This is a genomic window from Aureimonas sp. AU40 (assembly GCF_001463785.1).
Lineage (GTDB): Bacteria > Pseudomonadota > Alphaproteobacteria > Rhizobiales > Rhizobiaceae > Aureimonas.
In genome coordinates, this window is the sequence record NZ_BBWL01000007.1 from 28,997 (window position 1) to 52,034 (window position 23,038).

The 23,038-nt window shown below is 69.1% G+C and carries 21 protein-coding genes; 13 read left to right on the plus strand and 8 right to left on the minus strand.

Translation table 11 applies throughout. The annotated features are described in order from the left end of the window. Positions 1 to 175 precede the first annotated feature (175 nt). Positions 176 to 880 (plus strand): trypsin-like serine peptidase, encoded by a 705-nt coding sequence (locus AUL32_RS02935; protein WP_062111607.1) that lies wholly within the window; start codon positions 176 to 178, stop codon positions 878 to 880. A gap of 52 nt (positions 881 to 932) precedes the next feature. Here the strand turns inward: AUL32_RS02935 and AUL32_RS02940 are convergent, their stop codons facing one another. Continuing rightward, a complete protein-coding gene (locus tag AUL32_RS02940; protein WP_062111609.1) occupies positions 933 to 1,523 on the minus strand; it encodes a transglycosylase SLT domain-containing protein in 591 nt (196 codons plus the stop codon). Positions 1,524 to 1,748: 225 nt separating this feature from the next. On the opposite strand from AUL32_RS02940, the gene AUL32_RS02945 reads away from it, so the two are divergent. From AUL32_RS02945 to AUL32_RS02995, 11 genes are all read left to right on the plus strand, one after another. Continuing rightward, on the plus strand, positions 1,749 to 2,963 hold the full coding sequence (locus AUL32_RS02945) for a family 16 glycosylhydrolase (RefSeq protein WP_062111611.1): 1,215 nt from the start codon (positions 1,749 to 1,751) through the stop codon (positions 2,961 to 2,963). Positions 2,964 to 3,326: 363 nt separating this feature from the next. Then, entirely contained in the window at positions 3,327 to 5,309 is a 1,983-nt protein-coding gene (locus AUL32_RS02950) for a putative bifunctional diguanylate cyclase/phosphodiesterase (RefSeq protein WP_244497624.1), read from the plus strand. 268 nt (positions 5,310 to 5,577) lie between these two features. Continuing rightward, positions 5,578 to 6,588, plus strand: coding sequence for a taurine ABC transporter substrate-binding protein (tauA, locus tag AUL32_RS02955; protein ID WP_062111614.1), 1,011 nt, complete (start codon positions 5,578 to 5,580; stop codon positions 6,586 to 6,588). Positions 6,589 to 6,699: 111 nt separating this feature from the next. After that, positions 6,700 to 7,473 (plus strand): taurine ABC transporter ATP-binding protein, encoded by a 774-nt coding sequence (locus AUL32_RS02960; RefSeq protein ID WP_062111616.1) that lies wholly within the window; start codon positions 6,700 to 6,702, stop codon positions 7,471 to 7,473. After that, positions 7,470 to 8,345: an ABC transporter permease subunit gene (locus tag AUL32_RS02965; RefSeq protein WP_062111618.1), complete on the plus strand. Its 876-nt coding sequence runs from the start codon at positions 7,470 to 7,472 to the stop codon at positions 8,343 to 8,345. The genes AUL32_RS02960 and AUL32_RS02965 overlap by 4 nt, the downstream gene beginning before the upstream one ends. Before the next feature lie 12 nt (positions 8,346 to 8,357). Beyond that, positions 8,358 to 9,218 carry a serine O-acetyltransferase EpsC gene (gene epsC / locus AUL32_RS02970; RefSeq protein WP_062111620.1) on the plus strand — a complete coding sequence of 287 codons (861 nt, stop codon included), beginning with the start codon at positions 8,358 to 8,360 and terminating at the stop codon, positions 9,216 to 9,218. 90 nt (positions 9,219 to 9,308) lie between these two features. Continuing rightward, positions 9,309 to 10,637 (plus strand): LLM class flavin-dependent oxidoreductase, encoded by a 1,329-nt coding sequence (locus tag AUL32_RS02975; RefSeq protein ID WP_062111622.1) that lies wholly within the window; start codon positions 9,309 to 9,311, stop codon positions 10,635 to 10,637. A gap of 26 nt (positions 10,638 to 10,663) precedes the next feature. Then, a complete protein-coding gene (locus AUL32_RS02980) occupies positions 10,664 to 12,106 on the plus strand; it encodes a pyridoxal-phosphate dependent enzyme (protein ID WP_062111624.1) in 1,443 nt (480 codons plus the stop codon). Next, positions 12,103 to 13,269 (plus strand): cystathionine gamma-synthase, encoded by a 1,167-nt coding sequence (locus AUL32_RS02985; protein ID WP_062111626.1) that lies wholly within the window; start codon positions 12,103 to 12,105, stop codon positions 13,267 to 13,269. Before AUL32_RS02980 ends, AUL32_RS02985 begins: the two co-directional genes overlap by 4 nt. A gap of 26 nt (positions 13,270 to 13,295) precedes the next feature. Then, a complete protein-coding gene (locus AUL32_RS02990) occupies positions 13,296 to 14,288 on the plus strand; it encodes a class I SAM-dependent methyltransferase (protein WP_082659205.1) in 993 nt (330 codons plus the stop codon). Further along, complete coding sequence (locus AUL32_RS02995; protein ID WP_062111628.1) at positions 14,285 to 15,025, plus strand: pseudouridine synthase; 741 nt, start codon at positions 14,285 to 14,287, stop codon at positions 15,023 to 15,025. The genes AUL32_RS02990 and AUL32_RS02995 overlap by 4 nt, the downstream gene beginning before the upstream one ends. Before the next feature lie 7 nt (positions 15,026 to 15,032). Here AUL32_RS02995 and AUL32_RS03000 read toward each other — a convergent pair whose 3' ends face one another. From AUL32_RS03000 to AUL32_RS03030, 7 genes are read right to left on the minus strand one after another with little or no spacing between them, the layout of a single operon-like run. Then, positions 15,033 to 15,665 (minus strand): alkylhydroperoxidase domain protein, encoded by a 633-nt coding sequence (locus tag AUL32_RS03000; protein WP_062111630.1) that lies wholly within the window; start codon positions 15,663 to 15,665, stop codon positions 15,033 to 15,035. Further along, complete coding sequence (locus tag AUL32_RS03005) at positions 15,662 to 16,261, minus strand: CMD domain protein (protein WP_062111638.1); 600 nt, start codon at positions 16,259 to 16,261, stop codon at positions 15,662 to 15,664. The genes AUL32_RS03000 and AUL32_RS03005 overlap by 4 nt, the downstream gene beginning before the upstream one ends. A 25-nt stretch (positions 16,262 to 16,286) precedes the next feature. Next, the gene (locus AUL32_RS03010) at positions 16,287 to 17,309 is read right to left on the minus strand and encodes a putative FMN-dependent luciferase-like monooxygenase (RefSeq protein ID WP_062111640.1); all 1,023 of its coding nucleotides are present in this window, start codon (positions 17,307 to 17,309) and stop codon (positions 16,287 to 16,289) included. After that, positions 17,306 to 18,949, minus strand: coding sequence for a dipeptide ABC transporter ATP-binding protein (locus AUL32_RS03015; RefSeq protein WP_062111642.1), 1,644 nt, complete (start codon positions 18,947 to 18,949; stop codon positions 17,306 to 17,308). Before AUL32_RS03015 ends, AUL32_RS03010 begins: the two co-directional genes overlap by 4 nt. Continuing rightward, positions 18,946 to 19,791 carry an ABC transporter permease gene (locus AUL32_RS03020; RefSeq protein ID WP_156421303.1) on the minus strand — a complete coding sequence of 282 codons (846 nt, stop codon included), beginning with the start codon at positions 19,789 to 19,791 and terminating at the stop codon, positions 18,946 to 18,948. The genes AUL32_RS03015 and AUL32_RS03020 overlap by 4 nt, the downstream gene beginning before the upstream one ends. 11 nt (positions 19,792 to 19,802) lie before the next feature. Next, on the minus strand, positions 19,803 to 20,750 hold the full coding sequence (locus tag AUL32_RS03025; RefSeq protein ID WP_062111644.1) for an ABC transporter permease: 948 nt from the start codon (positions 20,748 to 20,750) through the stop codon (positions 19,803 to 19,805). Continuing rightward, positions 20,747 to 22,387 (minus strand): TIGR04028 family ABC transporter substrate-binding protein, encoded by a 1,641-nt coding sequence (locus AUL32_RS03030; protein ID WP_062111646.1) that lies wholly within the window; start codon positions 22,385 to 22,387, stop codon positions 20,747 to 20,749. The genes AUL32_RS03025 and AUL32_RS03030 overlap by 4 nt, the downstream gene beginning before the upstream one ends. Positions 22,388 to 22,835: 448 nt before the next feature. On the opposite strand from AUL32_RS03030, the gene AUL32_RS03035 reads away from it, so the two are divergent. Further along, a partial coding sequence (locus tag AUL32_RS03035; protein WP_156421302.1) for a hypothetical protein occupies positions 22,836 to 23,038 on the plus strand: 203 nt, incomplete at its 3' end.

A 23,038-nucleotide genomic window follows, 5' to 3' on the forward strand; every position in this document is an offset into this window, starting at 1 on the left:
TGCCTTCTCATCCCTCGCTGCGGGAGACGCCTGGGACGTGCGTCCGGTTCCGTTCTGCCTCTTAGCCCTGCTTGCATTCGGGGCGAGGGGAAGCGATGGAAGCTGGCTGCAAAGGCAAGCCGAGGAGAGCCACGATATGCACCGCAGCGCTGCCCGAGATTTCCAACGGGCGAGAATGGCGACCTTCGCCGCCGCCCTCGCGCTTCTCTCCTTCCTGCCGATGACCGGCGCGCGGGCCGAGCCATCGTCCGCCGCGACGCGCCACCGCGTCGACATCTCAGCCAAGCCGTGGAACGCGGTCGGGCAGGTCAACACCATGGCCTATTCCCGCTGCACCGGCGCCCTGATCGCGCCCCGGTTGGCGGTGACGGCGGCCCATTGCCTGTTCAACCGCGCGAACGGGCGTTTCCTCGCGCCCGGCTCGGTGCATTTCGTGCTGGGCTACGACCGGGGGCGCTACACGTTCCAGACGACGGCGAGCGCGATCCGCATGGACCCGGCGCAGGACGGCACGCGCTCGCTGGCGGCCGCGCCGCGCGATTGGGCGCTTCTGGAGCTCGCCGACCCCGCGCCGGAGAGCATCGAGCCCTTGGGTCTGGCCGACGCCCTGCCTCCCGCCGAAAGCCTCCTGACGGCCGGCGGGTTCGGGCGCGACCGCGCCTATGCGCTGACCGTGGCCGACGACTGCCGCGCCCTGGCCGGGGGCGGCAGCGCGCTGATCGTGGCGCGCTGCTCGATCGTTCAGGGCTATTCCGGCGGCCCACTGATCGACGACGCCGGTCGCCTCGCCGGCATCTCCGTCGCCATCGGCAAGACCGAGGCGGGCGAAGTGCTCTTCGGCGTGCCCGCCAGCGCTTGGCGCGGACGCCTGGAGCATTGAGTTCAAGATCATTTTCACGCGCCGAGGCGTCGTCGCCTCGGCTCCACTGACGCTAGCGGCAGGTCCTCAGCTGTGCGGCGTAGCGGCGCTCCATGGCCTGGGCGCGCTTGGCGCCGCGCATGGCTTCGGCGCGCTCGCGCCAGACGCCCCGTCCATAGCCGGCATGGCCAGAATGATAGGCGAGGTAGAGGCGATAGGCGTCGGTCTTGGCGATGCCGAGGCGCCGGTTGCTGTCGGCATGGTACCAGGCGATGAAGCGGATCGCGTCGGCGAAATCGTTGCGGCGGTCGCCATAGCGGCCGGTTCGCTTCTGATATTCCGTCCAGGTGCCGTCCAGCGCCTGCGCATAGCCATAGGCGGTGGAAATCCGCTTGCCCGGAATGAAGCCGAGATACCAGCGGCGCGGCGGGCGGGCGCCGGCTTCGAAGTTCGATTCCGCCTGGATCGTCGCCATCAACACGGACACGGGCACGCCGAACTCGGTCGAGGCGCGCTCGGCGTCGCGTCGCCAATCCGTCAGCAGGCCGCTGCGCTCCTCGAAGATGGCGCAGGTGTTGGCGGTGTTGCGCGGGATCGAGGCGCAGCCGGACAGCAGCCCGAGGGCAACGAGAAGCGGAAGCAGGCGCTTGGCATGATGGCTCATGCCGGGAGGCTAAGGCTGTGTGGGTTTCCGAAACGTTGACCATGGCAAGTCTTCACAGGATCGGCATCGGGAATGGCGCAGGGCGCGCCGCCGGGGCGCTCGGCGCTTCTGGTCCTGCGACACGTTCGGCCGAGCGGCCGATCCCTTGCATTGCGAGCGATTCCCACAAGCCGTCCTTAAGCTTCATCGGCGACCCTTAGGGTTCAAGCGGATGAGGGATGCGCGATGAAGGACCTGTCGAATTACCAGCTGACCTTCAGCGACGAGTTCAACACGCGCAGCATCTCGCAGAACGGCGCGGGAACCGTCTGGGCCGACATTCGCCCCGAATGGCGCTTCGACGCGCAGTCCGACATCGGCTTCGGCCGCTCCTCCTTCGTCGATCCCGGCTCGGGCTACGATCCGTTCAAAGTCGAGAACGGCATTCTCACCATCACCGCCGTGCCCGACCGCACGCCCTTCGGCATGTCCGGCAGCTGGGAGTCCGGCCTCATCCACACGCGCGGCTCGTTTCAGCAGACCTACGGTTATTTCGAGATGCGCGCCGACCTGTCGGAGACGAAGGGCGCCTGGGACGCCTTCTGGCTGCTGCCGACCAAGCAGATCAACGAGGGCAAGAACGGCGGCTGGCAGGAGCTCAACGTCGTCGAGCACTACGGCAACAACCCGACAGGCGTCTACAGCTGGCTGCATACGACGGATTACCACGCCGATCGGAGCGCCGAGCTTCAGGTCTACAGCGAGCATGCCAACCAGACGCAGGGCTTCCACACCTACGGCATGGACTGGAACAAGGACACGATCAGTTTCTACTACGACGGCCAGCTGATCGGCACCAAGGCGACCCCGAGCGACATGCACGGGCCGATGTTCATCCTCGCCAATCTCGCCGTCGAGGCCAATGCCGATCCCTCCGGCCCGGCGCCGCAGACCCAGATCGACTATATCCGCGCCTATGCCGAAAAGCCGGCCTCCGTGGAGCCGCCCGCCTATCACGAGGGCGCGGTCTACCGGTTCTTCAACAAAGACAACGGAATGCATTTCTTCACGTCGAGCGCGGCCGAGCGCGACGCCGTTATCAAGACCCTGCCGCAATATCGCTTCGAGGGCGAGGCCTTCGACGGGGCGGGGGCCGGCGCGGCCGGCACGATCGACGTGTTCCGCTTCTTCAACAAGACGACGGGCGCTCATTTCTACACGGCCAACGTCGCGGAGCGCGATCAGGTGATCCGCACGCTCGCCAATTTCGACTACGAGGGCGTCGCCTACAAGGCCTATGCCAGCGGCGAGAACGGCGCGCACGAGGAGCTCTATCGCTTCTACAACAAGCAGACCGACGCCCATTTCTACACCGCCAACGAGGCGGAACGGGACGCCATCATCCACACGCTGCCGAGCTACAGCTATGAGGGCGTCGCCTATTACGTCGACTTCGCCTGACGGCGCGTAGACGTCGCCGCGAAGTTCCGGCGGGCAAGGCAGGCAGCCTTCCCCGATGGCGCAGAACTGGGCGCGGGGGACGCCGCGCCATGCCGCGGCCGGGGCGAGGATTGCACCCTTTCGGAGGGGCATACACCTGTAACCCGAGGGTGCGAAGCAGTCTGGCGGTCCGCGATGATCATCACCGATCGGATCGTTTCGATAGACGGTTTCAAGCCGATGTGGGGGGCTATGCGAAGCAAGTATGGGTCCGGGTTTCGCATCGCTTTACGGCAAAACCTGCATTCGGCTACCGAAGCAAGCATATGATGTAACGCCGATTTTACCCCGCTCCTCTATCCTATGGAGCAGGCGGGGGTGACCATGATCGTTGCGAAAAGATTTTTTCGGTGGCTGACCCTCCGCTCGGTCGATCCTACCCCCGCGCAAGCGCAATTCGGCGAACTTCAGCGGCAGATTCCACTGCTCTATGCCCTGCTCAGCGCAAGCGCCGTGGCCGTCGCCTATACCCATTTCGGCACGGCGCCGGACTGGATGACGGTGTGGATCCCTTGCCTCCTCGTCTCGGTCAGCGTCGTTCGCATGGTCAAATGGCTGCGCAAGCCCGCCGTGCCCTTGTCGGGCGAGGAGACGCTTCGCTCGCTGCGGCGGACCACCGTTCTGGGCACGCTCATCGCGCTGGGCTGCATCTGCTGGTCGCTGGGGCTTGGCCGATATGGCACGGACCACCTGCACGCCCATGTCGCCATCTTCGTCGCCATCACGGTGATCGGCTGCATCTTCTGCCTGATGCACCTGCCGCAGGCGGCCATGCTGGTGACGGCGATCGTGACGCTGCCCTATCTCGCCTGCTACGTCTCGCCGAGCGACGCCGTCTACAGCGCCATCGCGCTCAACATCCTGCTCGTCACGCTGGTCATGATCCGCGTGCTGCTCAACACGTTCAACGGCTTCACCAAGCTGATCCGCACCCAGGCCGAAACCGAGCGGCTGAACCGCGAGGTCACCAAGCTCGCCCACACCGACATGCTGACCGGCCTGCCGAACCGGCGGCTGTTCTTCGCGCAGGCCGACAGCGACATCGCGCGGTGCCGCGCCGCCGGGCTGGACCTCGCCATCGGCGTCATCGACCTCGACCGCTTCAAGGCCGCCAACGACACGTTCGGCCATCTCCTGGGCGACCAGATTCTGGAATCCGTCGGCGCTCGTTTGGCCGAGACCTTCGAGGGCAAGGCCATGGTGGCGCGCCTGGGGGGCGACGAGTTCGCCTTCGTGGCGGAGGGGGAAGAGGCCGCTGTCCTGGCGCTTGCCGCGCGGGCCTGCGAAGCCTTGTCGAACCCGTTTCGGCTGGGAGAGATCACCGTCTCGATCGGCGCGTCCTGCGGCATCGCCACGACGCGCGACGTGCCGGGCACGGCCCGCGCCCTTTATGACGGGGCCGACTATGCGCTCTACATGGCCAAGAACGAGCGGCGCGGCTTCGCCATGCTCTATTCTTCCGAGCATGCCAGCCGCATCCGCTCCGAGCGCGAAGTGGAGGGCGCGCTTCAGACGGCCGATCTCGATGCCGAGATGGAGGTCCATCTCCAGCCGATCAGCAGCCTTGCCGACCGAACCACGATCGCCGTCGAGGCCCTGGCGCGCTGGGACAGCCCGCGCCTGGGCAAGGTTCGGCCGGACGTGTTCATTCCGCTGGCGGAGCGCGCCGGCATCATCCATCGCCTGACGCTGACGCTGCTGGGAAAGGCGCTGGGCTGCCTGGATCGCCTGCCGCCTGAGGTGAAGCTCTCGTTCAACCTGTCGGCCCACGACATCACCTGCCAGGAAACGGTGCTGGGCATTCTCGCCCTGGTACGGCGCTCCGGCGTCGAGCCCTCGCGGCTCATCATGGAACTGACGGAAACGGCGGTGGTGCGGGACTTCGACGCGGCGGAAACCTCCATCCGCCTCCTGCGCTCGCTCGGCGTCGGCATCGCGCTGGACGATTTCGGCACCGGCCAGTCGAGCCTGAGCTACCTACGCCGGCTTCCCATCGACAAGGTGAAGATCGACAAGAGCTTCGTTGCCGGCGCGGGAGACGGGGAGGGGCGCGAACTCCTGTCGGCGGTGGTCGCCTTCTGCAAGTCCATGCATATGCAATGCGTGGCGGAAGGGGTCGAGGACGCGTCCCAGCTCGACTTCCTGGAGGCGATCGGCTGCGACCTCTACCAGGGCTATCTCCTGGCCAAGCCCATGCCGATCGACCAGCTCGTCGCCTGGCAGGCCACGCGACCCCGGCCGGCAAGGCGCAGGGTCTCCCTTTCTCCGCTCGACCGGCGACCCGCGCCCGAATTCCGGGGCGATTGACGAACTTCCTCCGGCATCGCCGGCGCAGGCCGCATCGAACGGCCGCCATCCCGCCTTGCGAGAACGAACATCGCGGCCGGGCCAGCATCCCTAGTCGAAAAAGACGGCAGAGCCGCCGGATTTGGGAAAGTTCGACGCTGCGAAAGGAAAGTGAAACGGTAGACTGATGGGGCTCCGGTCCCGTCGGCTGGCCTTCCGCCACCGCCTTTCGGGACTTCCACCGCCTCCGGCGGCCAACGACGCGGCTGGTCTCCGCGGAAAGGAAGTCATGCCCCGCTTCTCCCGTCGCACGCTGCTCGGCTCCGCCGTCGCCCTCGGCCTCCTTTCGCTGGCCCCGGCGCGGGCGGAGGACCTGTCCTTCACCGTCGCCTACCAGACGGTGGTCGAGCCCTCCAAGGTTCCGCAGGCGGACGGCGCGTACGAGAAGGCCGCGAAGGCCGCGATCGACTGGCGCAAGTTCGATTCCGGCGCGGAGGTGATCGCCGCCATCGCCTCCGGCGCGGTTGATATCGGCTATGTCGGGTCCAGCCCGCTCGCGGCCGCCGCCAGCCGCGAACTGCCGATCGAGACGATTTTCGTGGTCGGGCTGATCGGCGACTCCGAAGCGCTCGTGGCGCGAGAGGGGTCCGGCATCGCGTCGATCAAGGATCTCGCCGGCAAGAAGGTCGCGGTGCCCTTCGTCTCCACCACGCATTACAGCCTTCTCGCCGCGCTGGCGCATGAAGGCGTCGATCCGAAGAGCGTCGACATCCTCAATCTGCGCCCGCCCGAGATCGCCGCCGCCTGGGCACGGGGCGACATCGACGCCGCCTATGTCTGGGACCCCGCGCTCGGACAGATCAAGGACAGCGGCAAGGTCGTGGTGACATCCGCGACGGTCGCCGATTGGGGCGCGCCGACCTTCGACGCCTGGATCGTCCGCAAGGATTTTGCACAGGCGCATCCCGACGCCGTGCGCGCCTTCGTCGCCACAACGAGCCGGGCTTACGAGACCTACAATGCCAAGCCGGAGGCCTGGGGGCCCGCTTCGCCCGAAGCCGCCAAGATCGCCCGCCTGTCCGGCGCGAAGGTCGAGGACGTGCCCGCGCTTCTGAAGGGCTATGTCCTGCCTGGTCCGGCCGAGCAGGTGTCGGCCGATCTGCTCGGCGGCGGCACGGCGGCGGCGATCGCCAAGACCTCGGCCTTCCTGAAGGCGCAGGGCAAGATCGACGCGGTGCTGGACGATTACCGCCCCTATGTCACCACGCGCTTCTTCGAGCGCTCCCAGGCCGGAAACTAGCGGCCCTTCCATAGAGCGGCGCGCTGTCCTCCCCGGCGCGCCCTCATGGGACTGTTCCCGCACGGGGCGGGAGCAGTCCCCCTTTTCATTTTCGCTCCCGGAGGCAAGGCCATGCGCCAGCTCTCGATCGAGTCCGTTTCGCTGCGATACGCGCCCGAGGGGCCGCTGATCCTGCGCGACGTCTCGCTGACGGTCGGATCGGGCGAGGTCGTTGTGCTGGTCGGGCGCTCGGGCTGCGGCAAGACCTCGCTGCTGAACATGGCGGCCGGCTTCCAGGCGCCCTCGGCCGGGCGGGTTCTGGTGGACGGCGCGCCGGTGACGAAACCGGGCGCGGACCGGGCTGTGGTGTTTCAGGACGACGCGCTGTTTCCCTGGATGAGCGTCGGAGAGAATGTCGCCTTCGCGCTCAAGCTGCGCGGCGTGCCCGCGCGCGGGCGGCGGCGCGAAGCGGAAGCGCTGCTCCAGCGCATGGACCTTGCGGGTCAGGCCGATCGGCGGATCTGGGAATTGTCGGGCGGCATGCGCCAGCGTGTCGGCTTGGCGCGGGCGCTCGCCGCCAAACCCGACTTCCTCCTGATGGACGAGCCGCTCGGCGCGCTCGACGCCATGACCCGCGAAGCCATGCAGGGGCTGCTCCTTCAGGCGTCGGCCGGCAGTGGCGCGGGCGTCCTGCTCGTCACGCACGGGATCGACGAGGCGCTGGTTCTCGGCACGCGGATCGTCGTTCTGGCGCCGGGGCCGGGCCGCGTCGCACGCGTGCTGGCGGTGGATTTCGGCGCCCGGCAGCTGGCGGGCGAGCCGCTGCGCGACATTCGCCGCGACCCGCGCTTTGCCGCCGCGCGCGAAGCGCTGGCCGACGCGATCCATGAAAGGGTGGCCGCATGAGCGCCGTCGATCCGTCCGAAGCGCTGCCCGACGTTCTGACCGTGCCGGACCTGCCAGCCACCGATCGGGGCGAGGGAGCACGCGCCGCGAGGCTGCCCTTCGCGCTGCGCGGGGGTTTCGTCAGCCTCGCCACGATCCTCCTCGTGCTTCTGGCATGGTGGCTGGCAGCGAGCCTGCGCCTCGTGCCGCCGCTCTTCCTGCCCTCGCCGGAAGCTGTGCTGGCCAAGCTGGTGGTGGTCTGGCGCGAGGGCTATGTCGACGCGACGCTGCCGAGCCATCTCCTGGCCAGCGTCGGGCGCGTCTTCGGCGCGCTTGCGGGCGCCGCCGCGATCGGCGTGCCGATGGGTCTTGCGATCGGCCTCAGCCCCTTCGCGCGCGGCGTCATCGATCCGCTTCTGGAATTCGTGCGTCCGATCCCGCCCCTCGCCTATCTCCCGCTCGTCGTCATCTGGGTCGGCATCGGCGAGGCCTCGAAGCTTCTGGTGATCGGGCTCGCCATGCTGGCGCCGATCGCCATCTCGACCGCGACCGGTGTGCGCGCCGTCTCGCGCGAGCGCGTCAACGCCGCCCGCGCGCTCGGCGCCAGCGGCGGCCAAGTGATCCGTCACGTCGTCCTGCCGAGCGCCCTGCCGGGCATTCTCACCGGTCTTCGCATCGCGCTCGGCGCCGGCTGGTCCACCGTCGTCGCGGCCGAGCTGATCGGCGCGCGCGCCGGCCTTGGCTTCATGATCCAGTCCGCCTCGCAATATCTGGCGACCGACATCGTGGTTATGGGCATTCTGGTGATCGCCGCCGTTGCCTTCGCGCTGGAGGCGACGTTGCGCTGGCTGGAGCGGCGCTTCGTGCCCTGGGCCGGGCGCGTCGGCGGATAGGGGAAGCGCGGGATGACCAACGGGCCAAGCCCCTGGAGCCGGGCCGAGGGCGTGGTCGCCCTGGTGGACGGCATTGCTGCGACGGATTTCTGGTGGGCGCGGCTGCGGCGCGAGGCGGAGGCCGTTCTGGGCAAGGAGCCGGCCCTGGCCTCGCTGGTTCTGTCCACCATTCTCGGCCAGTCCTCCCTGGAAGGGGCGCTGATGCAGCGCCTGGCGAGCCGCATCGCGGGAACGCTGCCGATCGACCTTCTGCGCGTCATCTTTCTGGAAACCGCCGAGGAGAGCGCGGGGATCGGCCACGCGCTGCGGCTCGACCTCGCGGCGTTGGTCGACCGCGATCCCGCGACCGCCAGCGCGCTCGACGCGCTTCTTTATTTCAAGGGCTTCCACGCCGTGCAGACGCATCGCATCGCCCATCGGCTCTGGCTGAAGGGTCGCCGCGACCTCGCGCTCTATCTGGCGGATCGATCGGCCGAGGTGTTTCAGGTCGAGATCCATCCCGCCGTTTCCATCGGCGGGGGCATGTTCCTCGATCACGCGACGGGCGTCTCGATCGGCGAAACGGCCGAGATCGGCGACAATGTCTCCATGCTGCAGGGCGTCGTCCTCGGCGCCTCGGAGGCGCCGGGCGAGACGGTGGACGGGCGGCGCCATCCTCGCGTCGGGCACGGCGTGCTGATCGGCGCCGGCGCCAAACTGCTCGGGCCGATCGCGATCGGGCATTGCTCGCGCATCGGCGCGGGCTCGGTGGTCACCCAGTGCGTGCCCGCCAACACGACGGTCGCCGGTGTCCCGGCGCGCATTGTCGGCACGGCGGGCTGCGCCGAACCCTCAAAGACCATGGACCAGATGGTCTTCGACGTCGGCCTCTAGCTGCCGCTTTCAAGGCTTCGCCCCGGCTGGACATGAGGCCGGTCCGCCCGATCTTTCCACGCGTGCCTTCGCCCCGTCATGGAGCCATCGATGTCACCTCCCAAGCAGTTGAAGCTCGGGGCCTTCATGCGCCCGGTCAGCATCCATGCCGGCGCGTGGCGCTATCCCGGGGCGTGGCGCGACGCCAATTTCAACTTTCAGCGGCTGCACTATCTCGCCCGGCGGCTGGAAAGCGCCTGTTTCGACGCCTTCTTCATGGCCGACCATCTCGCCGTTCTCAATATCGGGCGCGAGGCGCTGCGGCGCTCGCACACGGTGACCTCGTTCGAGCCCTTCACGCTCCTGTCGGCGCTGGCGAGCGTGACCAGCCGCATCGGCCTCGTCGCCACCGCGTCCACGAGTTTCGACGAGCCCTTCCACGTCGCCCGCCGCTTCGCCTCGCTCGACCATCTGAGCGGCGGCCGGGCGGGCTGGAACATCGTGACGACCTCGAACCCGGACGCTGCCCTCAATTTCGGTCTTGAGGAGCATCTCGACCATGCCAGCCGCTACCGAAGGGCACGCGAGTTCTTCGATGTGGTGACGGGCCTGTGGGACTCGTTTGCCGACGACGCCTTCCCGCGCGAGGCGGCGAGCGGCACCTATCTCGACCCGGAGCGGATGCATGTGCTCGCGCACAAGGGCGAGTTCTTTCATGTGCGCGGGCCGCTCAACATCGCGCGGCCGGTGCAGGGCTGGCCGGTGATCGTGCAGGCGGGCGCCTCCGAGCCCGGCCGGCAGCTGGCCGCCGAAACGGCCGAACTCGTCTTCGCCGCGCCGACCCGGCTGGAGGACGGGCGCGAGTTCTACGCCGACGTGAAGGGGCGCATGGCGCGGATCGGCCGCGACCCAGACCATCTGAAGATCCTGCCCGGCGCCTTCGTCGTGGTGGGCGAGAGCGACGCGGAGGCGCGAGAGAAGCGCGAGCGGCTCGACGCGCTGGTGGACTACGAAAGCGCCATCGACGCGCTTTCCAGCCAGCTTGGCACCGACGCGCGCCGTTTCGACCCCGACGGGCCGCTGCCCGCCATTCCCGACACCAACGCCTCCAAGAGCGGGCGCGAGCGGGTGGTCGAGATGGCGGCGCGCGAAAACCTCACCGTGCGCCAGCTGGCCCGCCGGCTCGGCGGCTATGGCGGCCTGTCCTTCGTCGGCACGCCGGGGACGATCGCCGACGCCATGCAGGAATGGCTGGAGACGGGCGGCTCGGACGGGTTCAACGTCATGTTCCCCTACCTGCCGGAAGGGCTCGACGACTTCGTCGACAAAGTCGTGCCGGAATTGCAGCGGCGCGGCATCTTCCGCCGCGCCTACGAGGGGGCCACCTTACGCGAAAATCTCGGCCTGCCACGGCCGCCGAACCGGTTCTTTCCCGGCTGACCCCGCAAGCGTTTCGGACCTTAGCCATGTCGCATTCCGCCCCGACCCAGAATCAGACTCACGCCCCGAGCGAACCGGAGTTCGATCGCCTTTCGCCACCCTTCCGTTCGGTGCTCGATCTCATCGGGCAGACGCCGATGGTGGAGCTCACCCGCTTCGACACCGGCCCTTGCCGCCTGTTCCTGAAGCTGGAAAGCCAGAACCCGGGCGGCTCGATCAAGGACCGGATCGCCCGCTCGATGATCCTCGACGCCGAGTCGCGCGGCCTGCTGCGCCCCGGCGGCACGATCGTGGAAGCCACCGCCGGCAATACGGGCCTCGGCCTGGCCCAGGTCGGCGTGCCCAAGGGCTATCGCATCGTGCTGGTGGTTCCCGACAAGATGTCGCGCGAGAAGGTGCAGCATCTCCGCGCGCTCGGCGCCGAGGTGCATCTCACCCGCTCCAATGTCGGCAAGGGGCATCCCGAGTACTATCAGGACATGGCCGAGCGCATCGCGCGCGAGACGCCCGGCGCCTTCTACGCCAACCAGTTCCAGAACCCCGCCAATCCCAGGGCCCATGAGGGCACGACGGGGCCCGAGATCTGGCGCCAGCTGGAGGGGGACGTGGACGCCGTGGTGGTCGGCGTCGGCTCGGGCGGCACGCTGACCGGGCTCGGCCGCTTCTTCTCGCGCGTTTCGCCCAAGACGGAGATGGTGCTGGCCGACCCCGCCGGCTCCGTGCTCGCGCCGCTGGTGCGCACCGGGCACATGGAGGAGGTCGGAAGCTGGACGGTGGAGGGGATCGGCGAGGATTTCGTGCCCGACAATGCCGACCTCTCGCTGGTCTCCAAGGCCTATAGCGTGACCGACCGGCAGAGCATGTCGGCGGTGCGCGCCCTGTTGGCCAAAGAGGGCATTCTGGGCGGCTCGTCCACGGGCACGCTGCTGGCGGCGGCGCTGCGCTATTGCCGCGAGCAGGACCGGCCGAAGCGCGTCGTCAGCTTCGTCTGCGATTCCGGCAACAAATATCTCTCCAAGGTCTTCGACGATGTCTGGCTGGCCGAGCAGGGGCTGACCGAGCGCGAGCATCATGGAAACTTGAGCGATCTCGTGGCGCGGCTGCACCTGCGGGGCGAGACGGTCTTCGTCTCGCCCGCCGACAGCCTGCTCGACGCCTATGGGCGGATGCGCCGGGCCGACGTGTCGCAGCTGCCGGTTCTCGACGAGGGGCGGCTCGTCGGCATCATCGACGAGGGCGACATTCTCGCCCGCGTCGAAGGGCCGGTGGAGGGGCGGTGGGATCGCTTCAGCTCGGCCGTGCTCGGCGCCATGACCGCCGATGTCCACACATTGCAGGCGACGCAGACGCTGGACGCGCTGCTGCCCGTCTTCGACCGGAACGAGGTCGCCATCATCATGGACGGCGAAAGCTTCGTCGGCCTCGTCACCCGGATCGACCTGATCAACCACCTGAGGCATGCCCCATGAGCCAAAGCCGCAACCGCCCCGCCTTCGCCACCCGCACGATCCATGGCGGGCAGCAGCACGACCCGGCCACAGGGGCGGTGATGGTGCCGATCTACGCCACCTCGACCTATGCGCAGGAAAGCCCCGGCGTCCACAAGGGCTTCGAATACGCCCGCTCGCAGAACCCGACGCGCTTCGCCTTCGAGCGCGCGGTGGCCGATCTCGAAAGCGGCAGCGCCGCCTTCGCCTTCGCGTCGGGGCTGGCGGCCATCGCGACGGTGCTGGAACTCCTCGATTCCGGCGCGCATATCGTGGCGACCGACGATATCTATGGCGGCACGTTCCGCCTGCTGGAGCGGGTGCGCAAGCGCTCGGCCGGGCTCGAGGTCAGCTTTGCCGACTTCACCGACCCGAAGGCCGTGGAAGCGGCGATCCGGCCCGAAACGCGGCTTCTCTGGATCGAGACGCCGACCAATCCGCTGCTACGCATCGTGGATCTGGAGGTGATCGCGGAGATTGGCCGCCGGCGCGGCCTCCTGACGGTGGCCGACAACACGTTCTGCAGCCCGGCGCTTCAGCGGCCGCTGGAACTCGGCATCGACATCGTGGTCCATTCCACCACGAAATATCTGAACGGCCATTCCGACATGGTGGGCGGCTGCGCGGTGGTGGGCGAGAACCGCGATCTGGCCGACCGGCTGAAGTTCCTGCAGAACGCCATTGGCGCGATCTCCGGCCCGTTCGACAGTTTCCTGGCGCTGCGCGGCATCAAGACCCTGGCGCTGCGCATGGAGCGCCATTCCCAGAACGGGCAGCGCGTCGCCGAATGGCTGGAAGCGCGCGCCGATGTCCGCCGCGTGCTCTATCCCGGGCTCGCCAGCCATCCCCAGCACGAGGTCGCGCGGCGGCAGATGGCGGGCTTCGGCGGCATGATCTCGGTGGAACTCGACCGCGATCTCGCCGGCACCAAGCGCTTTCTGGAGCGCACGCGTCTTTTCACGCTGGCCGAAAGTCTCGGCGGCGTCGAAAGCCTGATCGAGCACCCCGCCACCATGACCCATGGCAGCATTCCCGCCGAGCAGCGCGCCGCGATCGGCATCTCGGATTCGCTCGTGCGCCTGTCGGTCGGCATCGAGGACGCGGACGACCTGATCGCCGATTTGGAGGGGGCGCTGTCCGTCTGAGGCTTCCCGGCAAGGGCAGAGCCGTCATGTCGGCTCTGCCGCCGGTCGAACTGGGGTTTCGGCCGCTGCGCCAAAGCTGCTATGGCACGGGCGTGACCGAGATCCTTTCCCCCCTTTCGCCGCGAGCCGCCGTCTATGGCGCGCCGCCCGCCGACCTCGTGGACGTGCCGGACGGCGCCTTGCAGCTTTCGCCGTTGCGGCCCGGCGGCGGCGCCTTCGAGGCTCTGGCCGACGGCGCGCTGGACGCGCTGACCGTTGCAGCCCCGCCCGGCTCGATCGAGCGCCGCTATGTCCTGGCCCAGGCGCTGCGCACGCTCGCGCTCGGCGGCGCGCTGACAGTGCTCGCGCCCAAGGACAAGGGCGGCCAGCGCCTTCGCGCCGAGCTGGAAGGCTTCGGCTGCGAGGTCGCCGAGCGCTCTAAGGCGCGCCAGCGCATCTGCGGCACGCAGAAGCCCGCCGATCCGAACGGGCTGGCGGAAGCCATCGCGGAAGGCTCGCCCAGCTTTGTCGAGGCGATCGGCCTTCATTCGCAGCCCGGCATCTTCTCGTGGAACCGCATCGACCCCGGCTCGGCGCTGCTTCTGCGCCATCTGCCGCCGCTCGCCGGGCGGGGCGCCGATCTCGGCGCGGGGCTCGGAATCCTGTCCAAGGCCGTGCTCGCCTCGCCCAAGGTCGAGGCCTTGACGCTGGTCGAGATCGATCGTCGCGCCGTGGAGGCGGCGAGGCTCAACGTCGCCGACCCGCGCGCCGCCGTGCTCTGGGCTGACGCGCGCGAAACGGGCCTCGGCGATCTCGACTTCGTCGTGTCGAACCCGCCCTTCCACGCCGAGGGGATCGAGGATCGCGGGCTCGGCCAAGCCTTCATCACGGCCGCCGCTCGCATGCTGCGCCGCTCCGGCGCGCTGCTTCTCGTCGCCAATCGGCACATGCCCTACGAGGACGTGCTGCGAACGAGTTTCCGCAGCGTCGAGACGCGAGTGGAAGAGGCCGGCTACAAGATCTTCGAAGCGCGCAAATGACCAAGACCCCGACCTCCCGCCTCGACAAGCTGCTGGCCAACATGGGCTATGCCTCGCGCCGCGAGATCCAGCTTCTGGCCAAGAACGGCCGCATTTTTCTGGACGGCGCGCCGCTGGCGCGGGCCGACGAGCGCATCGCGCTCACGCCCGATCTCGAAACCCGGCTTCGGGTGGACGGCGAGGCGCTGGACCCGCTGCCGGGCTTCATCCTGATGGTGAACAAGCCGCTCGGCGTCACCTGCTCCCATAAGGAAGCGGGGCCGCTGGTCTACGATCTCCTGCCGTCGCGCTGGCGGCGGCGCGATCCCGCCATCTCGACGGTGGGCCGGCTCGACAAGGAAACCTCGGGCCTTCTTCTGATGACCGACGACGGCGCGCTGCTCCATCGCATCATCTCGCCGAGCCGGCATGTCGCCAAGCGCTATCGCGCCCATCTCGCCCGGCCGCTCACAGGCGGCGAGGCGGCGCTCTTCGCCTCCGGCACGATGATGCTGGAAGGCGAGACCAAGCCGCTCGCCCCTGCCGAGCTGGACGTGGTGGGCGAGCGGGAAGCCGTCCTGCAGGTCCACGAAGGGCGCTATCATCAGGTGCGTCGCATGTTCGCGGCGACCGGCAACCATGTCGAGGCGCTGCACCGCGAGTCGGTCGGCGGCCTCGCGCTGCCGGCCGATTTGGAGGCCGGGGGCATCCACCGCCTCGGCGAGGCGGAGGTCGCCGCCATCTTCGCCGGCTCCTGAGACTGCCTCAGGCCCGGGCGGGCGCTTCGGGCTCGCCCAGCGACAGCATCAGCCGGTTGGCCCAGTTGAAGAAGGCGCTGGCGAAGACGAGGTCGACGATCTCGTCGTCCGCCAAGCCCGCCGCGCGCAGCTTGGCGATCTCGACCTCGCCGAAGCGCGTCGGCGTTTCGGTCAGCCGGGAGGCGGCCTCCACCACCGCGTCCCATCGCGGGTCCAGCCGAGCATCGGTGCCTTCCTTCAGGAGACGATCCACATCCGCCGCGCGCTTGGAATGGCGCGTGGCGAAGCGGGCATGGACGGAGGCGCAGTAGATGCAGCCGTTGACGCGGGAGACGGCGGTGGCCGCCAGCTCGCGCTCGGCCCGGGGCAGGCCGCCCTCGGTGTTGTAGAAGATGTCCTTGTCGGTGCGGGTGCGCGCGCCCAGCACGTCGGGGTCCCGCGCCAGGAGGCGGAAATAGGCCGACTGCGCGCGGCTGCGTTCCGTCAGGCCCTCGTAATGGCGCTCGGTCAGCTCTTCCACGGCGAGCGGCGCCAGCGACGGCAGCCAGCCCAGCTCCTCCTGCGTGAAGGCGTTGGGCTCTCGGTTCTCGGGATGGTGCAGGAGATCTGCGGCGGGCGAGGGGCGAAGCGGGGCGTTCATGCGGCGTCTCCGGCGCGGGCCAGCGCGCGCAGGCCGATCGCCGCGCGGATCTGGAAGGCGAGAAAGGATACGAGCTGCGAGAGGGTGACGATCGCGTCCGGCGTCCACCCGGCCGAGAGCAGGCGGCCGAGGTCTTCCGCCTTGGCGTCGCGCGGGTGGAAGACGAGGAGATGGGCGTGTTCCAGCCCGGCGGCCAGCCGCTCGCCCAGCCCAGCGATGGCCGCTGCGTCCGCGCGGTAGCGCAGCCCGGCGCGGTCTTCGCCGCTGAGAGGGCCGGGCGGATAGGCGCCATAGGGGCCGCTCGTGCCGGCGCGCTCGGCCTCGCGCTCGATCGCATCCGCCCGGCCGCCGTCGCCGAGGAGCGCGCGGTAATGGGCGGTGACGCCTTCGTCGCCGTGCAGCGCGGCGACGAAGGCCGCGACGGCGCGCCGGTCTCCCGCCTCGAAATCGCCGGGCTCCTTCGGGTCGAGAAGCAGCGCGTAGCTCGCTTGCGCATTCTCTCGCGCCACCGCGCGGCGGCTGCGGATGGCGTCGAGCGCCGAACCGGGCGCGATGCCGGCCAGCTCGTCGATCAGGTCCCGCCTTTGGTCGGTCATGGGGTCGCTCTCCTCCGGGGTAGTGTCAGATGGCGCGCGCCAGGGCGAGACGCGCGGATTCGCGCCAGCCGAGCGCCGGTGCGACGCGCGTGGCGAACAGCTCGATCGAGCGCAGGATGAAGGAATGGGGCGGGTCGATCGAATGCACCTGCACCGAGACCTCGCTCGCGTGCTGGAGCGTCTCGTCTCTCACCAGGCTCTCGGCCACCTCCTCGGGCGTGCCGACATGGCTGTCGAAGGTCCGCAGGAGATCGTCCAGCGTGTCGCCCAGGATGATGTGGCCGCTCGCGGCGAAATGCGCGGCGACACGGCGAAGGCCCGTTTCCGCCAATCGGCGTGCCTCGTCCCGATCGTCGGCCACGAAGACGCTGCGCGAGGCGAGAATGCGGGGTGCGATGCCGGCGGGCAGCGCGCCGAGATAGGCTTCCACGATCGGCAGCTGCAACGCGGCCAGCGAGGCCGCCGGCGCGTCCTTGGGACGTGGCTGGGTGCGCGAAAGAAGCAGACCGTCGCCCGCCCCGCCCGCGCGCTCGCCCCCCGCCGCCGAGAAGGTCGCCTGCCAGACGCGCGCGTCGAGATTGCCGGCCGGGGGATAAAGGCGGTTGCCGGCGCCGAGATCCTCCCCGCGCAGGGCGCGGCGGAGCGTTTCGACCTTCGCGCCGTAGATCGGGCCGCGCTGCTCGCTGTCGAGACCGAACGGCGCGAAGGAGGAGGGCGTGCCGCCCGCTCCGAGCCCAAGCTCCAGCCGCCCGCCCGACAGATGGTCGAGAACCGCCGCGTCTTCCGCGACGCGGATCGGCTCGTCCATGGGCAGGGTGACGATGCCGGTTCCCAGCCGGATACGCGAGGTGGCGGCGGCCGCCGAAGCCAGGAACACGAAGGGCGAGGGCAGGCCGCCCTCGTCGCCGTTGAAATGGTGCTGCGCCACCCAGGCCGCGTCGAAGCCGACCCGCTCGGCCTCCACCACCTGCGCCAACGCCAGCCGGTAGCGCTCGGCGGGCGGCGCATCGTCCAGAAGCCGCGTGAAGAACCCGATGCGTTTGGTCATGCGAAAGCGCCTTCTGCGGACGGAACTTCGTGTCGCCGGCCCGGAATGGCCTCGACGAGCTGGCGCGTGTAGCGCTCAGTGGGATGGCGGAACACCGCCTCCACCGGCCCCGCCTCCACGATGCGCCCGGCCTTCATGACGCTGACGCTGTCGGCGATGGCCCGCACCACGGCGAGATCGTGCGAGATGAACAGATAGGTCAGGCCGAGATCGCGCTGGAGTTCGCCGAGCAGCGACAGGATCTGCGCCTGCACGGTGACGTCGAGCGCCGAGACGGCCTCGTCCAGCACCAGGATCGAGGGCGAAAGGATCAGCGCGCGGGCGATGGCGACCCGCTGCCGTTGGCCACCTGACAAGGCGGCCGGGCGCCGCTCGGCGAGCTCGAATGGGAGATGCACCCGCTCCAGCATGGCGGCGACGCGCCGGCGGCGCTCTCCCTTCTCGATCGGCTCGAAATTCAGGAGCGGTTCCTCGACGATGCCCTCCACGCTTTGGCGCGGATCGAGCGAGGCGAAAGGGTTCTGGTAGACGAGCTGGATGCGGCGGCGGAACTGGCGCAGGCGCTGGCCGGACAGGCGCGTCACGTCCTCGCCCTCCACCGTGACCCGCCCGGCGGTCGGCTTCAGAAAGCCGGCGACGGCCCGTCCCGTCGTGGTCTTGCCCGAGCCGGATTCGCCGACCAGCGCATGGGTCGTGCCGCGCGCGACGGAAAAGCTCACCCCGTCCACGGCCGGCAAGCCGGCCCTTGCACCGCCGAACGCATGCACCAGCCCGTCCACCACGATGGCGGGATCGGCGTGCCGAGCGGGCGCGGGAAAGGGCCGCCGGGACGGCGAGAAGACCGGCGCGTCGGTGAGGAGGCGTTTGGTGTAGGCCTGTCGCGGCTCAGCCAGCAGGGTCCGCGCCGGCCCTTCCTCCTCGATCCGCCCGCCGCGCATGACCACGATCCGATCCGCCCGGTCGGCGGCGACGGCGAGATCGTGGGTGACGAGAAGGACGGCCGTGCCGTTTTCGCGGCTGAGATCGTCGATCAGATCGAGGATGCGCTTCTGCACGGTGACGTCGAGCGCGCTGGTCGGCTCGTCCGCGATCACCAGCGCCGGCTTCAGTGCCAGTGCGATGGCGATCAGGACGCGCTGCTTCATGCCGCCGGAAAGCTCGTGCGGATATTGCCGGAAACGCAGCTCGGGCTCGGACAGGCCGACGCGGGCGAGCAGCGCCAGCGCCTCCTCGCGGTTGGCCACCTTGTCGCGTCTGCCATGCAGGCGGAAGATCTCGGTCAGCTGCGCGCCGATCGTCTGCACGGGGTCGAGCGAGGAGCCGGGGTCCTGCGGCACCAAGCTCACGACCCGGCCCCGGATCGCCGCGAGGCGCCGGTCGGGCCAGCGGGTGATGTCCTCGCCGTTCAGGAGGATGCGCCCCGCCTCGATCCGGCCGTTGGCGGGCAGAAGGCCCATCACGGCCTGCGCGGTCGTGGTCTTGCCCGAGCCGGACTCGCCGACCAGCGCGACGACCTCGCCGGGCGCGATGCTGAGGCCGACATCGCGGACCGTGGGGCGCCCGTCATAGGAAACGGTGAGGTTTTCGATCCGCAACAGCGGCGGTGCGGCGTCTCTCGCGGCGTTCAGGGGGGCGTTCATCGGCTTCCTCCCGATAGGGCGCGGCCGAGCCGGTTGGCGGCGAGCACGACCGCGATCGTGGCAAGGCCGGGAAAGACGGTGAGCCACCAGGCGCGCGCCATATAGTTGCGCCCTTCGGCGATCATCAGACCCCATTCCGGCGTCGGCGGCGGCGCGCCGTAGCCGAGAAAGCCGAGCGTGGAAATCTGCAGGATGGCCCAGCCGAGCTGCAGCGCGGCATAGGCGAGGACGGTCGTCAGCGAGTTGGGCAGCACGTGGCGCCAGAGCACCTTGGCGAAGCTGCCGCCCGAGCCGAAGGCGGCCTCGACATAGTCCGAGCGCCGGACGCCGAGCACTTCCGAACGCACCAGCCGCGCGAAACTGGCGATCGAGGTGATGCCGACGGCGACCGCGACCTGGGCATGGCCGAAGCCCAGGATGACGATGAAGGATAGAGCCAGAAGCAGGCTCGGGATCGCCAGCATGACATCCACGATCCGCATCAGGGCGGCGTCCGCCCGCCCGCCCAGCGAGCCGGCGATGAGGCCGATCAAGGTGCCGAAGCCGAGGCCGACGGCGACTGCGATCACCGCGCCGGAGAGCGAATAGCGCGTGCCGTAGACGAGGCGGGTCAGAACGTCCCGGCCGAGTTCGTCCGTGCCGAGCCAGTGCAGGGCGCCGGGCGCTTTCAGTTGGTTGCCGGGAATGCCCGCAATCGGGCTCGCATCGGTGAACAGCGAAGGCACGAGCGCGAAAGCCGCAGCCAGCGCGAGCACGGTCAAGGCCAGCGCCAGGCCGAGGGGGAGGCGGCGGCGCTTCGCCATCGGCTTCGCCGGACGATCCACGGTGAGCGGCGCTTCCATCAGGGTCGAGCTCATGCCGGCACCTCCGCGCCGTGCCGCAGGCGCGGGTCCACGATCGGATAGGTGAGATCCACCAGGAGGTTGATCGTGACGAAGGCGAGCGCCGAGATCACGACGATGGCCTGCAACACGGCCGTGTCCTGGTTGCGCACCGAGCGCACGGCGAGGCTCCCGAGCCCGTTCAGGCCGAACACGGCCTCCGTCACCACGGCGCTGGTCAGGAGTTCGCCGACCAGAAGGCCGCCGATGGTGAGAACGGGCAGGAGCGCGTTGCGGACCGTGTGGTGAAAAAGGACATGCGCGGGCGATGCGCCCTTGGCGCGGACGACCGCAACGAAGGGCTGGGCGGAGGCCGCTTCCAGACTGCGGATCAGCACCTGCGCGATGTGGGCGGCGATCGGCACGGCGATGGCGGCGACCGGCAGCGCCAGTCGTTCCCAAGGGCCGGGCGCGATCACCGACACGAGGCCGAGCCGGAACGAGAAGACCTGGATCAGGACGACGCCGATCCAGAAGACGGGAATGGACACCATCAGCCCCGGCAGCGAGGCGAAGGTTTCGCGCAGGAAGGCGAAGGGCGGCAGGGTGGCGAGAAGGGCGATCGTCACCGCCAGCGTGAGGGCCGCCGCGAAGGCCAGCCCCGAGAGCCAGAGCGTCGCGGGCAGATTGGCGGCGATCTCCTGCGCGACCGAGACGCCGGAGACGATGGAGAAGCCGAACTCGCCCCGGAGGAAGCTCAGAAGCGTCTGCCCATATTGCTGCCAGACCGGGGCGTCGGCGCCGTAGAAAGCGCGGATGCCGGCCACCGCCTCGGGGCTGAGACCCATGTCGCCGCCGACGAAGCGGATCAGGATCGCATCGCCCGGCATGAGCTGCAGGAGCACGAAGGAGAGGGTGAAGGTCGCCCAGAGCACGAAGAGCGCCTGGGCGAGGCGCTGGCCGAGGAAGCGCGCGCTCATTTGTCGAGCCACGCGCCGTAGAAGCTCGGCCGGCCCACCGCCTCGAAACCCAGGTCTTTCACGTAGGGCGCGGCGCCGTAGACCTGCGGCTCCTCGAAGATCGGGATCGCATAAGCCTCGTCCACGACGTAGGTCTGCACTTCGGCGACAAGGGCGAGGCGCTTGGCGCGATCGGTCTCGGCGGCGATGGCCTCGAGCAGCCCGTTCAGCTTGTCGTCGTGGAAGCTCCTCACCTTGTCGCTGACGCCGCCGGTCTGCAGCAGGACGTTGCGGTTCTTCGGGTAGTACTGGCTCTTGATGACGTCGGGATCGGCGCGGCCGACCATGGCCGGGGAAACGGCGGTCTTGGCGGGGTCGAGATTGTCGGCGACCGCGCTGCCGGCGTCGCCGCCCAGCACGGTCAGCTTGACACCGAGCGTCGCCCATTGTTGCGCGACGAGTTGCAGCATGGCCCGGTTCTGCGGCTGGGGCAGGGATTCGTAGGCGGTGAAGGCCAGGGGCTGGCCGTCCTTCTCGCGCAGGCCGGACGCGCCCAGCGTCCAGCCCGCCTCGTCCAGAAGGGAAGCGGCCTTGGCAGGGTCGAAGCCGAGCTTGGCGGAAAGGTCGACATAGCCCGTTGCCGTCGAGGCGATGATCGAGGTCGCCTTGGGATAGTTGCGGGAATAGAGCGTCTTGACGATCGCGTCCGTGTCCGTGCCGTGCAGCAGAGCCTGGCGCACGCGCACGTACGCGACCAGCGGATTATCGGGCCGGAAGACGATGCTGTTGTTGACGCCGCGCGTCGAGGGCGCGTGGATGGCGAAACCCTGCGAGGTTACCTGCTCCTCGTCATAGGCCTGGATCTGACGCACCACGTCGCCCTGTCCGGAGACCAGCGCGCCAATGCGGACCCCGTCCTCCGGCACGATCACGTAGCGGATGCCGTCCAGAAGTGCGCGGCCCTGGTGCGGATGCCGGGCCGGACCCCAGCTATAGTCCGGGCGCGCCTTGAGATCGAGTTCCGTGCCGATCGTCTCGCTCGCCACCACGAAGGGGCCAGACCCGATGATCCTCGTGGCGTCGCCCAGCTCGGCGAAGCCGCGCTGGAGCGTCGCGGGGGCGACGAGCCCTGAGCCGATCACCGACGTGCCCTGGAGGAAGCCGGGGCTCGGCGCCTTGAAGTGGAACCGCACCGTCTGCGGGTCGATCACCTCGGACCGGGCATAATTGTTGAAGACCTCGGAAACGGGAAAGTTGCGCTCCTTCACGCCGAGGCCGAACGTGTCGTAGTTCAGAGCCACGGCGGCGGCGTCGAGCGGCGTGCCGTCCGAGAAGGTGACGCCGGGCCTGAGGTGGAACGTGTACTGCGTGGAGTCCGCATTGACTTCCCAGGAGGCGGCGATCCAAGGCTCGATCTCCAGCGTCCGCGGGTTCTGATAGGTCAGCTTGTCGGTGATCTGGTTGAGAATGCCGCCATTGGGGTAGAAGCCCCCGGCCGGCGGGTAGAGGTTCGTGTGCGGCTGCTGCTCGAGATAGATCAGCGTGCCGCCGGCCTTCGGCGCCCCTTGCGCGAAGGCGGCCGAGGACGCCATCGCGAGACCTAGTGCCATGAGGCCGAAACCGCGCCGCGTGAGGGTCAGGAAGGGGGGTCGGCTCATGGCATTCCTCGTCGGGCAAGAAGCGGCGCCCCGTCGCGCCGGCACGCGGCCGGGCGACGGGACGAGGGAGCCCAGGCCCTGCAAGGCCGCTGTTGGACCTCCCTCACTGAGCCTTATTGTCTACTCTATTGGTGGATTTTGAAGGCCGGTGGTTTCGTTGCGGCGAGACGCGCCGAAACATCCTTCCGCCTTGGCCGCGTTCGAGAGAATGGGCTTGCCGGGGAAGAGGCGGCCTAGATCGCGCGCTCCTCGCGTGTCGATCGCCTGGATCGGCGGCGGGCTGGACAGGCCGTTCCTATCGAAGAATTAATGAAGATTCCCATGCGCCGAGGGGCGTGCCGTCATAGTCCTGCGCTTCAATCGGCCTGTTGGCGGGCTGGCGACTCGCGGCGACCCGCGAGCGCCGGAGCCGACGGGCATCGCGCACAAGAGCCGGACCGAAATCGACATGAGCGCAGGCAGGACGATCGTCATTCTCGGGCTGGGTCTGGCGGCCGCCGTCGCTGGCTATGCCGGCCGCGAGGGCTGGCTGGCGCCGGCCTTGGCGCGCCTGCCAGGACTGGGAGCGCAGACCGCGGCCCAGCCGGCGCGCGATCGCGCCGTGCCGGTGGTGGCGGTGCCGGCGGTCACGGCCGACAGGCCGGTCTATGT